This is a genomic window from Arthrobacter sp. Soil764 (assembly GCF_001428075.1).
GTDB lineage: Bacteria > Actinomycetota > Actinomycetes > Actinomycetales > Micrococcaceae > Arthrobacter.
This window is the reverse complement of sequence record NZ_LMSI01000002.1, coordinates 29,030-40,915: the sequence shown is the minus strand read 5'-3', so window position 1 is coordinate 40,915 and position 11,886 is coordinate 29,030. Positions and strand designations below refer to the sequence as shown.

At 66.2% G+C, this 11,886-nt stretch carries 13 protein-coding genes; 7 read left to right on the top strand and 6 right to left on the bottom strand.

Translation table 11 applies throughout. The features are described from left to right. Positions 1 to 66: 66 nt before the first annotated feature. Positions 67 to 1,311, bottom strand: coding sequence for a GAF domain-containing sensor histidine kinase (locus ASG86_RS02535; protein WP_056329819.1), 1,245 nt, complete (start codon positions 1,309 to 1,311; stop codon positions 67 to 69). A gap of 124 nt (positions 1,312 to 1,435) precedes the next feature. Here ASG86_RS02535 and ASG86_RS02530 point away from each other — a divergent pair, with 124 nt between their 5' ends. Beyond that, positions 1,436 to 1,954, top strand: a complete 519-nt coding sequence (locus ASG86_RS02530) for a GNAT family N-acetyltransferase (RefSeq protein WP_056329817.1) — start codon at positions 1,436 to 1,438, stop codon at positions 1,952 to 1,954. A 37-nt stretch (positions 1,955 to 1,991) separates the two neighbouring features. After that, positions 1,992 to 2,294, top strand: coding sequence for an antibiotic biosynthesis monooxygenase family protein (locus ASG86_RS02525; RefSeq protein WP_056329813.1), 303 nt, complete (start codon positions 1,992 to 1,994; stop codon positions 2,292 to 2,294). 200 nt (positions 2,295 to 2,494) lie between these two features. On the opposite strand, the gene ASG86_RS02520 is transcribed toward ASG86_RS02525, so the two are convergent. Then, positions 2,495 to 2,677, bottom strand: coding sequence for a hypothetical protein (locus tag ASG86_RS02520; protein ID WP_056329812.1), 183 nt, complete (start codon positions 2,675 to 2,677; stop codon positions 2,495 to 2,497). A 281-nt stretch (positions 2,678 to 2,958) separates the two neighbouring features. Here ASG86_RS02520 and ASG86_RS02515 point away from each other — a divergent pair, with 281 nt between their 5' ends. Continuing rightward, complete coding sequence (locus ASG86_RS02515; RefSeq protein ID WP_235565070.1) at positions 2,959 to 4,152, top strand: rhamnogalacturonan acetylesterase; 1,194 nt, start codon at positions 2,959 to 2,961, stop codon at positions 4,150 to 4,152. A gap of 92 nt (positions 4,153 to 4,244) precedes the next feature. Here ASG86_RS02515 and ASG86_RS02510 read toward each other — a convergent pair whose 3' ends face one another. Genes ASG86_RS02510 through ASG86_RS02500 form a run of 3 tightly spaced genes read right to left on the bottom strand, consistent with a single transcriptional unit; the run spans position 4,245 to position 7,885 of the window. Next, positions 4,245 to 5,858 carry an AMP-binding protein gene (locus ASG86_RS02510; RefSeq protein ID WP_056329809.1) on the bottom strand — a complete coding sequence of 538 codons (1,614 nt, stop codon included), beginning with the start codon at positions 5,856 to 5,858 and terminating at the stop codon, positions 4,245 to 4,247. A 55-nt stretch (positions 5,859 to 5,913) separates the two neighbouring features. Then, positions 5,914 to 6,573, bottom strand: coding sequence for a response regulator (locus ASG86_RS02505; RefSeq protein ID WP_056329806.1), 660 nt, complete (start codon positions 6,571 to 6,573; stop codon positions 5,914 to 5,916). Continuing rightward, positions 6,566 to 7,885, bottom strand: a complete 1,320-nt coding sequence (locus ASG86_RS02500) for a sensor histidine kinase (protein ID WP_200946109.1) — start codon at positions 7,883 to 7,885, stop codon at positions 6,566 to 6,568. The genes ASG86_RS02505 and ASG86_RS02500 overlap by 8 nt, the downstream gene beginning before the upstream one ends. Before the next feature lie 166 nt (positions 7,886 to 8,051). Here ASG86_RS02500 and ASG86_RS02495 point away from each other — a divergent pair, with 166 nt between their 5' ends. Continuing rightward, positions 8,052 to 9,155, top strand: coding sequence for an ABC transporter permease (locus ASG86_RS02495; protein ID WP_056329803.1), 1,104 nt, complete (start codon positions 8,052 to 8,054; stop codon positions 9,153 to 9,155). A gap of 27 nt (positions 9,156 to 9,182) precedes the next feature. Continuing rightward, a complete protein-coding gene (locus ASG86_RS02490) occupies positions 9,183 to 9,884 on the top strand; it encodes an ABC transporter ATP-binding protein (RefSeq protein WP_056329801.1) in 702 nt (233 codons plus the stop codon). 98 nt (positions 9,885 to 9,982) lie between these two features. On the opposite strand, the gene ASG86_RS02485 is transcribed toward ASG86_RS02490, so the two are convergent. Next, on the bottom strand, positions 9,983 to 10,735 hold the full coding sequence (locus tag ASG86_RS02485) for a ZIP family metal transporter (RefSeq protein ID WP_056329798.1): 753 nt from the start codon (positions 10,733 to 10,735) through the stop codon (positions 9,983 to 9,985). 169 nt (positions 10,736 to 10,904) lie between these two features. Here ASG86_RS02485 and ASG86_RS02480 point away from each other — a divergent pair, with 169 nt between their 5' ends. Further along, positions 10,905 to 11,381, top strand: coding sequence for a sensor histidine kinase (locus tag ASG86_RS02480; protein WP_056329797.1), 477 nt, complete (start codon positions 10,905 to 10,907; stop codon positions 11,379 to 11,381). A 244-nt stretch (positions 11,382 to 11,625) separates the two neighbouring features. Further along, positions 11,626 to 11,775: a hypothetical protein gene (locus ASG86_RS20715; RefSeq protein ID WP_200946107.1), complete on the top strand. Its 150-nt coding sequence runs from the start codon at positions 11,626 to 11,628 to the stop codon at positions 11,773 to 11,775. The last annotated feature ends 111 nt before the right edge of the window (positions 11,776 to 11,886 follow it).

Here is an 11,886-nt window from a genome sequence, read left to right as displayed (position 1 = left end):
AAGGTGAACTGAACCGGTGTGTCCGGGCCGGCTGCAACTGCAGTCGGCCCGGAGCCCTTTAAGCGCCTAGTGTTCAGCGGGAAAGCTGATCACCACGGTGGTGCCGCCGCCAGGCGTCTCCTTCAGGCTCAGCTCTCCCCCATGGGCTTCCGCAATCCGCCGGCAGGTGGCCAGGCCCAGGCCCGAACCTTGTCCGTCGCCCTCCCGGTGCAGCCGGACCAGGGGTTCCAGCACGCGCTGCCGGTCCTCCGGGGCAATCCCCTTGCCATTGTCTGCCACCAACACCGTGGTCCCGTGATAGTTGGACATGCCGCTGATCCGCACCTCAAGCTCCCGGTCCGGGCTCGGGTAATTGATTGCATTGGCCACCAGGTTCTGCAGCAGGATGCGGAGTTGGCCAGGATCAACCTGCAGCTTCAAGTCATCGCTGTCCAGGACCGAGCCAGGTCCAAACGACAGGCCCAAATCATGCGCCACTTCGCCCGCCACAGTCTGGAGTGATGCACGCTGCCGCTGGATGGCTCCGCCGACACTTGAGTACTTCAGGACGTCCTGGAGCATGGCAAGCATCCGGTGGCCGCTGGCGCCGATGAGCTGAAAATACTCAGCGGCCGGGTGGGTGCTGTCCACCCCGGGGTCATCCTCACCCATCTCCACATAGCCCAGGATGGTGGTAAGCGGCCCACGGAGGTCGTGGCTGACGCGGCCTGCAAACTCTGCCAGCTTGGCGTTGCTTTCCCGCACTTCGTGGAGGGCGCTGTTCAGCTGCAGTGTCCGGCGCTGCAGCTCAAGCAGTTGCACCGCCTGGCGGGCCAGGATTTCCAGCATGTCCAGCTGGTCCGCATCAGGCACCGCCCGCGAATCGGAAAATACACACAAGGAGCCGAGCACGAATCCTGATGCGGTTTCCAACGGTACCGAGGCGTAAAACCGCACGGCGGCGATCTCCCCGGTGACAAACGGATTAGCCGCGAAGCGGGGATCCAGCGAGGCGTCCGTAACAACAGTCGTTTCACCGGCGAGGAAGACTTTGGCGCACATGGAGTCCTGCCGCGAACAGACTGCGGCTTCAAAACCGACGGCGGCCACCTGGCGCTGCTCGTCGGACGTGACAACATTGATCACTCCGTAAGGAACCCCGCAGAGTTTGGCGGCCAGCGCAACGAGGTTTTGAAGGGGTTCCATTGACTGCTCGGCGCCGGCGACAAGCAGGCCCTCCCCGGTTGGCGATGCCAAACCGTATTCCTGCAGTAGCTGGTCCCGCCCGATCGGATCCCCGAGGGCTGTAGGTGCCACGAGAGTGCGCGCCATTGATCGTCCCCTTCCAGACCCCGAATTAGGGTCCCGGGCGATAGTACAGGCCAATGGCTGTTTCCCGCCGAACGCGCTCGCCCGGCGCGGCCGGCAGGTGCGCCCGGCACCGTAGGATCTTGTGATGGCCCAACTCATTGCCCCAAACGTCAGTTTCCACCGTTCCTGGCTTGAAGCAGCCGCGGAGTTTGCGGGTGCCCGCCAGGACGGTGCGGGTGCCGACGGCTGGTCCCTGGACGATCTCAAGGACGCCAAGGTGTTTGGCCGCTTCGTCGATGCCCTGGTCAAGGACGCCCTGCCCGAAACCGTGCGCAAGCCCCGCTTTGTGCCCTGCACCTACCTTTGGATTGTCGACGGCGGCAGGTTCGTGGGCTCGCTGGCCATCAGGCATGAGTTGACCGACTACCTCCTCAACGAAGGCGGGCACATCGGCTACAGCGTCAGGCCCACTGCCAGGCGGCGGGGCCATGCAGCGCAAGCCCTTGCGGACGCGCTTCCCGTGGCGCGGTCACTCGGGATCGAACGGGTTCTCCTGACCTGCGACGAGGACAACGCCGGATCGCGGGCAACCATCGAGAAAAACGGTGGCCAGTATGAGGACACGCGCAACGGCAAGCGCCGCTACTGGATCGATAACGTGTAGCCAGGCGTATTCCCCACCGGTCTGCCAGACTTGCCCGGTGATTACTGAACATGCGCTGCTTCCCGTCATCCCTGGCCGCGAGGAGCAATTCGAGGCCGCGTTCCGCCAGGCCCGCCCCATCATTGCCTCGATGCCGGGCTTCATGTCGTTGTCGCTGTCCCGCTCGATCGAATCCCCTGGCACCTACCTGCTGCTGGTCGAGTGGGAGAAGCTGGAGGACCACACGCTCGGCTTCCGCGGCTCTCCCGAGTACCAGCAGTGGCGGACCCTGCTGCACAGGTTCTATGAGCCGTTCCCGACCGTGGAGCACTTCGAGCGCGTGAGTTTGCCGAACCACTGACGCGGCCGGAACATGGGGGAAGCCCCCGCGCGAGTCTAGCTCCAGCGCGGGGGCTTCTTGCTTCCCTGCCGGGGGAAATGGCGGGCAAGCAGTTACAAACTACCGGTCAGTAGGTTGGTCAAAGTGCCAATTTGGGCACCTTCGGCCAATCTTGAGCCAACCTTGAGAGGGGCCTCAAGGAGTTCTTCAAGGATCCTCAATCAAGCAGGCCCCGCCGTGGCATCAGGATCTTCCTCGGGTTCGAAGGTGTTGGGCTCGGCACCATCGGAAATCCCTACGCCGTCCTTACCCCCGGGGATCCCGCCGTTGGCATTCCCTTTGCCGGCCGTGGACCCTTCCTGCGGCTCATCCTCGGGCAGTGAATCAGGTGAGTTGATGGACATCGCTCCTCCTTCTGTGACTGGGCCTCCACGCTAACAGCCCCAACGGCAAAAGGCGCCGGTAAAGGGGGCATCACTTTTGCCGGCGAACAGGAACCATCAAAACCTCACACCAATCTCCCAAATTATCTTGACTTCGAACGTTTAGCGCTGTTACAAAGTTTGTAACAGCGGCATCATGCCCACCCCACACGCCAGGCTTTAGGGATCGACCTACCCACCGAATTTTTTGAATCGATACAACCATGCGTGGATTCAATCCACGCCCATCAAAGGAGATGAACGTGACGGCAAAACTGCCCACCTTCCGATCACGGGTCCACAGGCCCCTGGCTTGTTCCCTTGCTGTAGCCGCGCTGGCCGCAGGCGCAGGACTCACGGTGTCCGCTCCCGCAGCCAATGCCGAGCCCAGCAACTATCGCTTCGACTTCGGCGGCGGTCCCGTAGAGCAGGGCTATACCGGGGTCAGCGCAGCGGACGCGTACAGCCCGGACAAACGCTACGGTTTCAACGCCCCTGAACACATGGTCAACGTCCCGGCAAAGGGCAGCGGCGCCGGCAGCGATGCAGTCCGTTTCCTGGAGTTTGGAACCAAGAGCACCAACACTTTTAACGTGGATCTGAAGGAGGGTCTGTACAAAGTCACAGTCACCCTGGGCGACACGTCCCGGGCAAGCATCGCGGCTGAAGGGGTCTTCCAGGCCATGAACCTCACCGGCAACGGCGCCACGGATTCCTTTGAGATCCCGGTGACGGACGGCCAGCTGAACCTGCTGGCCACCGAGGGCAAAGTGGGAACGGCCTTCACCTTGAGCTCGCTGGAGATTGAAAAGGTGTCCCGCCACCCGGAGATGGACCCCACCATCTGGGTGGGCGGCGACTCCACCGTGGCCAACTACTACCCCTTGGAAACAAGCGTCCAGGGCGGCTGGGGCCAGATGCTCCCGCAGTTCGTGGACCGGGAGGCCTTCGATATCCGGAACATGGCCACAGGAGGCCAGATTGCCCGCGGCTTCCGCAACGACGGCCAACTCGAGGCCATCCTGCAGTACATCAAGCCGGGCGACCTGTTCCTCCTCGAAATGGGTATCAACGACACCGCCGCGAAGAACGCCACCACCGAAACCGAGTTCAAGGAGATCATGCGCGACATGGTCCGCCAGGTGGCCGCCACCGGCGCCACCCCCGTCCTGGTCACACCTCAGGGCCGGGCCACCGACTTCGTGGACGGGATCCACACTTCAATCAACCGCTGGTACCGGCACTCCACAGTGGACCTGGCACAGGAGGAAGAGGTGCCGCTGGTGGACCTGAACGTCCTGTCCTCCGCCTACTTCACGGAGATCGGGCCGGAAAGAACATTGGCCCTGTTCATGACCGGCGACACCCTGCACCCCAACCGGGCAGGTGCAGCGGAACTGGCCCGCTTGGTCACCGCCGACCTCACCAGGCAGGGCCTGCTGGGCGGGGCGGCCTGACGGGACCGCAAAAGGAAGGACGACGGCGGTGTGCGGCACCCATGGCTTCAGAACCACGGTGCCAGGCAGCGCCGTCGTCCTCTTCCTGTCCTCTAGCTGCCCGCCTCCGCGGCCCGCTGCTGCCTCAGGATGTAGCGCTGCAGCTTCCCCGACGGCGTCTTGGGCAGGTCCGACACGAAGTGGATGCGGCGCGGGTAGGCGTGCGCGGCGAACTGCGTCTTGACCATGGTCTGGAGTTCGGCCACTAAGGCGTCACTGCCGTTGGTCCCTTCCGCCAGCACGACATAGGCCTCCAGGACTTCTCCGCGCAGTTCGTCGGGGGCGCCCACCACGGCAGTTTCCAGGACCGCCGGGTGGGTGGCAAGGACGCTCTCAACGTCGAAAGGGCCAATCCGGTATCCGGCCATGATGATCACGTCGTCATCCCGGGAAGAGAAGAAGTAGTAGCCGTCCGCGTCCACCATGCCCGCGTCACCGGTCAGGTACCACTTGGCGTCCGCGCTGAACCTTTCGGCCGTCTTGTCCGGGGCGTCCCGGTACCCCCTGAACCACATCATGGGGCTTTCGGCCACGTTGACGGCGACGCGGCCCAGTTCGCCCGGCGCGGCCGGCTCGTCGGCGTTGTCCTTGAGGACAGCGCAGCTCCACCCCGGCAGGGGCCGGCCCATGGATCCGGGCCTGAGCTCCGTCCTGACCTCGTCATGCCAGGCATTGATGATCATCATGCCGTGTTCGGTCTGTCCGTAGTGGTCCCGGACGGGAACGCCCAGCACCTCACGGGCCCAGCTGATCACTTCGGGGGTCAGCGGTTCGCCGGCGGAGGAGGCCCGCCGCAGCCGGAAGGGTCCCGTTCCGGCGTCGGTTTTTGCGCGCATGGTGCGGTACACCGTGGGAGCAGCCGCGAAGTTGGTGACCGAAAACGCCTCCAACACCTTAAAGCTGAGTTCCGGCGAAAACCCCGGCCGCAGCAACAGGTTGCGACGCCCTGCCGCCATGGGCCCCAGGATCCCGTAGTACAGGCCATATGCCCAGCCGGGATCTGCGGCATTCCAGAAGACGTCCTCTTCACTGACGTCCAGGCCCACTTCGACGTACTGGCGGAACGCGGCCAGCGCCCGGACGGGCACCGGCACACCCTTGGGAGCACCCGTGGTGCCGGACGTAAAGATCAGCACCAGGTCCCCGTCACCTCCCACAGCTTCGGCCGCGATTCCGGGTTGCTGCCCGGCCAGGAGCGTCGTGAGCGCCAGGTCCGGACTGGAGGCTTCTGCACCGGCAACCACCACGGCGGCAGTGGTTTCCTGGATCTTCGCCCGCTGGTCCGCGTCAGTAATCACAACCTTTGCTCCGGACGCGGTGAGGCGAAGTTCGATGGCCGGCCACGCGAAGGCAGTGAACAGCGGCACATGGACAGCCCCGCGCCGCCAAATGGCCAGGAGCATGACCACAAGGTCGGCGGACTTTCGCATCAGGGTGGCCACCGCATCTCCAGGGCCAACCCCCAGCTCTGCCAAGGCAGCCGCTCCCCGTTCCGAGCGCTCCCGGAGCTCGCCGTAGGTGATGTCCTCCGCGGAGAGGTCGGCGGCGACCACCGTGAAGGCAACTTTGTTGGGATCGTGGCTGTCGCACAGGAGCTCGGCGGCGCAGGCATCAGGAGCACCGTAAGTGGCAAGAAGGGCATCAACGGCTGGAACCGGACGGGACATTCATTCTCCTTTGAACAATGCGAGCTGAGGGCAGTGGAATAAACCTACTGCACAGTCAGCCCTTGGAACCCGGCGCCCGGATGATCCGCCGCTGCGTGGCCGCGGCGATGGCGGCCGTGCGGTTGTCCACGCCAAGCTTGCCGTAAATGTGCACCAGGTGGGTCTTCACCGTGGCCTCCGAGATGAAGACCTGCCTGGCGATGGCGCGGTTGGACAGGCCGGTGGCCAGCAGTTCCAGCAGCTGCACCTCGCGCGGGGTGAGGGAGGTGCCGGGGTTGCTGATCCGCTCCATCAGCAGGGCAGCGGCCCGAGGCGCCAAGGCGGTGCCACCCGCCGCGGCCTGCAGGACGGCCTGCCGCAGCTGATCCGGCGGCGCGTCCTTGAGCATGTAGCCGCTGGCCCCGGCCTCCACCGCGGCCAGGATGTCCGCGTCGGTGTCGTACGTGGTCAGGATGAGCACCGGCGGCGGCGCGGCGAGCTTCCGGATCTGTGCGGTGGCCGTGACCCCGTCCATCCCGTCCCCCAGCTGCAGGTCCATGAGGACCACATCCGGCGCCTCGCCAAGTGTCCGCAGCCGTGCCAGTTCCTTCAGCGCAGCCGCGCCGTCGGCGGCCTCGGCGGCTATGGAGATGCCCTCGAATCCGGTGAGCATGGCCCGCAGTCCGGCACGGACCACGGGATGGTCGTCCACCAGCAGGACGCGGACTTCACCCATGCGGTCCACCGTCCAGCGGCAACCGGATGGCCACCACAGCGCCCTCTCCCGGCGCGGATTCAACTGCCAGCGAGCCGTTGAGCGCATTGACGCGCTCCCGCAGCGAGCGCAGCCCGAACCCGCTGCCGTCCGCTGCGTCCCCGGCACCTGCCGCGGCGGCGGGATCAAAGCCCACACCGTCGTCGTAAATGTCCATGGTCACCTCGCTGCCCAGGAAGGCAAGGGTGACGACGGCGTTGGCGGCCCGGGCGTGTTCACGGACGTTCGCGAGGCTGGCCTGGGCCGCCCGCAGCAGGGTGACGCGGACCGCTTGGGGCAGCTCCTGCGGCTCGCCGTCCACCTCGAGCCGGCACCGCAGCGCAACTCCCGCAGCCGCGGCGCCGGTCTCCGTGGTCCCGCACAGCCGGCGCAGGGCCTCCACCAGGGTGGTCCCCTCCAGCTGCGGCGAGGACAGGCCGCGGACAAAGCTGCGCGCCTCCGCAAGGTTGTCCGCGGCGGTCTGCTGCACCAGCGCCAACCGCTCGGAAGCCGTGGCAGTATCACCGTCCGTGAGCGACTTCTCCGCCGCCCGCCCCAGGAGAACGATGCTGGACAGCCCCTGCGCCAGGGTGTCGTGGATTTCCCGGGCCAGCCGCTCCCGCTCCGCCAGCACCCCGGCCTCATGCTGGGACCTGGCCAGTTCCTCCCGGGTGCGGCGCAGTTCGTCCGCCGCACGCCGCTGGTTCTCCGCTTCCCTGTACAGGGCGGCGTACGCAAGCCCGGTGATCACCGAGAAGACCGCGCCCAGAACGGGCCCTACGACGGCCGCGGCGTGCGGCACGGGAGCACCGCTCGCAGCCCACTGGGATGCGACCACCGCGACGGTCATCAGCGCGATCGCCGGCAGCGCGGCCCGCCGGGGCAGCAGGTGAAGGTGCAGGAAAAAGATGGGGAAGGCCAGCCAGGCGAAGTCGGCGCTGCCTGCGAGCAGGAACGCCCACAGTCCCGTGACCAGGCCCAGCCACAGCAGCCCGTAGCGGCGGGGGTTGAAGCCGCTGCGGGCTTCGGCATGGCGTTTTTCGAGGACCGTTCCGGCCAGGTACACAGCAGCCAGGACGACGGCGGTGCCCGCCCACAACCAGCGCAGCGATCCTCCGGCCATCAGCATCCGGACCAGTGCCACAGCCAGCAGCACGGCGAACCCCGTGTGCAGGGTTACCCGCAGGACCCGGAGGATTGCTGCCGACGAGGCATTCTCCAGTGCAGCCAACGGCCCCTTCGCCGGGATGCCTACGGCCTTTTCCGGGGTTTGCGGCAGGGGCGTGGCAGGCATTCCCTCAGCTTATGCCTGGACCATCCACCGGGGATCAACCGAAAGGTTGACTCCCGGCTCCACCCTTCCACGCGTGCGGATCAACCGTCCCCGCGATGCCACTCCATGCCGTTCCCGGGAGAGTGGAAGGACAGAAAAAACCACCCCTGCTGAGAGAAGAAACAACGTGTTCCTGGCAATCCGCGATATCCGCTTCGCCAAAGGCCGGTTCGCCATGATGGGCGGCGTCGTAGCCCTGATCACCCTCCTGCTGGTCATGCTGTCCGGCCTGACCGCGGGACTGGCCGAGCAGTCGACATCCGCCATAGGCAGGTTGGGTGCGGCCGGCACCAAACCGGTGGACACCATCGTTTTCGGGGCACCGGGGCCAGCCGCACCCAAGGCGTCCTACACGGAAAGCTCCGTGACCGCCGCCCAGGTGGAGACGTGGAGGAACCAGCCCGGCGTCGAGTCCGCCGAGCCGGTGGGCATCACCCAGACCCGGGCCCAGACGGCCGGTGGTTCAGGAACGGCCAACGTGGCAGTTTTCGGTGTTTCACCGGGCAGTTCGCTGGCGCCCATCGAGGTATCCACCGGCACCGCCGTGCTGGGCACAACCGTTGCGGAGGCCCTGTCCGTGGGCCAGGGGGACAGGGTGTCCTTTGGAGGCGTGGAGCTTTCGGTCGCCGCCGTGGTGCCGGACCAGTGGTATGCCCATACCAGCGTGGTGTGGACGGCGCTGCCCGCCTGGGCCAAAGCGGCGCACGTGTCCGACGGCGGCCAGCTGGCTACCGTCGTCGCGGTCACCTACGCGGACGGGGCCAGGGTGGACGAGGCCGCGGCCAATACAACCGCGCATACGGTCAGCGAGTCCCGTACGGGATCGTTCCAGGCACTGGGTTCCTTCAAGAGCGAGAACGGCTCACTGACCCTGATGCAGGCCTTCCTGTACGGGATCTCGTCCCTGGTGATCGTGGCCTTCCTGACCGTCTGGACCATCCAGCGCACCCGGGACATCGCCGTGCTGAAAGCCATGGGCGCTCCGGGTTCCTACATCCTGCGCGACGCCATGACCCAGGCCGCGATCGTCCTCGTCGCGGGCGCTGGAGCGGGTGGGGCCGTGGGCGTGGCCGCCGGTTCCCTGGCCGCCCAGGCTGCCCCTTTCCTGCTGAACGCGGGCACCACGGTGCTTCCCGTCGTCGGGATTGTTGCCCTGGGCCTGGCGGGTGCCGCCCTGGCCGTCCGCCGCGTGACCAAGGTCGATGCGCTCCTGGCGCTCGGCGGCAACTAACTCCTCCCTCCCGAAAGGAACACCCTTATGTCCTCCATTCCCGCGCCCCTCAGCCTGGTCAACGTCACCCTCGAATATCCGGACGGCAGCGGAACCACCACGGCCCTGGACCGGGTCAGCCTGACCGCCCGCGCGGGCCAGCTCGTGGCACTCGTAGGCCCCTCAGGCTCCGGCAAGTCCAGCCTCCTGGCCGTGGCCGCCACCCTGGTCCGCCCCACCCGCGGACAGGTCATCATCGATGGCACCGACACCGCGGCCCTCAAGGACAGGGAGCTCACCGCCCTGCGCCGCGGCAAAGTGGGCATCATCTTCCAGCAGCCCAACCTGCTGCCCTCGCTCACCGCCGTCGAACAACTCATCATCAGCGAACACCTGCGTGGGAAGCCTGCCAAGGCGGCACGGACCAGGGCAGCAGAACTTCTGGAGGTGGTGGGCCTCTCCGCGAGCGCCCGGAAGCTGCCGCACCAGCTTTCCGGCGGGCAGCGGCAGCGGGTGAACATCGCCCGGGCACTGATGGGCAGTCCCAAGGTGCTGCTGGTGGACGAGCCGACCGCGGCGCTGGACCACGAGCGCAGCGCCTCGATCATTGCCCTGCTGCGCCAGGTGACCACGGAGTTCGGGGTGGCAACGGTAATGGTCACGCATGATACTGAGTTCGTGCCGCTGACGGACGCCGTGGCCACCATGCGGGACGGCCGGTTGACGGCACCCGTCCTTGCCGGGGCGTAAGGGCGTCCGGCAGGCGTACGCCCTGCAGCAAAGCGCGACGGCGGGGTGCGGCACTGCGCCGCACCCCGCCGTCGTGCCATTTACTTAGGCCCGGTTCCCTACCCCAGATGGTGAATCGTAAACGCGGTCAGGAACCCCACGGAAGCGGTCAGCCCGGTGAGGTTGTGGTGCTCTTCGAAGGCTTCGGGAATCATGGTGTCCGCCAGCATGGCCAGGATGCCGCCGGCCGCAACGGAGGTGATGAACGCGACCAGTTCTTCCGGTGCGTTTTCCAGCGCCACGTATCCCAGCAGCGCCGCCAGACCGCTGAGGACCGCGATGCCGCCCCAGAGCCCGAACACATAGCCCCTGCTCCGTCCGGCCTTCTTCATGCCGGCCGTACCGGACAGGCCCTCGGGGACGTTGGAGATGAAGACAGCCGCCAGCATGGCAGGACTCACCGCTCCCCCGGCCAACAGGCCGACACCCAGAACCACTGATTCCGGAACGCCGTCCAGCAGGGCGCCTACGGCTATCGCCGTGCCGCTGCCGGGATCGTCCTTCTCGGACGGCTGCTGGTCTCCGGACCGCTTGCGGTGCTTGGCGCCGGCCCGCGCCAGAAGCATATTGGCGCCCACGTACACCACTGCCCCGGCCAGGAAGCCCGCCACCGTGGGCCACAGTCCGCCGCCCTTCACGGCCTCGTCCACCAGCTCAAAGGCAAGCGCCGAGATCAGCACGCCGGCGCCGAAGGCCATGATGGTGGAAACAACTTTGGACGGGATGGACCACCGCCAGGACACGGCAGCTCCCAGGACCAGGGCCGCACCGGCACCGGTGCCCCAAACAAGTGACATCAACCAAGCAGGCATACGTCTTCCGTCCCCAGTGCGGCGGAACTGAAACAAAGGCCGGCAGTGCACCCCGTCACCATCCGCGCGCAGAATTGATGCGATCTTGAGGCAAACCTTGCGATCCCTAGACCTTACAGGTCCACGCTGAAGCCATAGGACACAACCAGCTTGTGGGGAGCAGGACGTCATGGGAAGCAGAACGGCGTTGGACAACGAAGTCACAACCGTGGGAGGCGTGCTGACGGACAAACAGCCGCTGGACTTCCACACGTTGGGGCTCGCCGGATGCATCGACCGGCTCACCGCACCCCTGCGGCAGCGCGGGACCGCGGTCCACTGGGATACTCCGCACTGGGGCATCGAGATCCCGGCGGACTGCGCGTCCCTCCTGTACCAGTCCGCCCGCGAGGTCCTCAGCAATGCGTTCAAGTTCTCGTCCGCGTCCACACTGAACATCCAGCTGGCAGCCGTGGACCACGGCATCCGCTTGATCGTGGCCGACGACGGCACAGGCTTTGACAGCAATCTGGCCACGTGCGGGCGGCACCACGGGTACGGCTTGCGGCTCATGGCGGTGGCCGTGCAGGAAGCCGGCGGTGCGATGGACATCAGTTCCACGCCAGGGCAAGGCACCAGCGTGACGGTGACACTGCCGCTTGACTGACCCTCCGGCCCACCAGGCCGGCTCAATAGACTCGGATGCCCGCCGTTGCTGGGACGGCGGGCATCCGTACGCCTGATGGAATCTTCGTGGAAACTAGCGGGAGAGCTTGGCGGCGCTTAATCTCACAGCCGTACCAGCCCGGCACAGCAAGCCCGGCCGCGACCTACGGCCCTGGAAGTCCTTGACAGGTCAGGGACCGGGGCGCTCAATGAGGGGACCGCGAACACCGCCACGAGGAGCAGTCATGACTGAAAATCGTTCAAGGGACCACGACGACCGGATCCATGCCGAATCACCGGCCGAGGGCGATCCCGACGCGGACCCGGGCGATATCCGCGTCCACACGCAGGACCCGGCCGAGGGACCGGACGACGACGGGGACGCCAAAAAGTAACCCCTTCCGGCTTCTGCCTGCCACCACCCCCTTGCACCCGCGCCACTGGTCTACTACGTTGTAGTTCAAATCGAGAAAGCGCTTTCCCATTTCGGTTGGGACTTCTTTGCG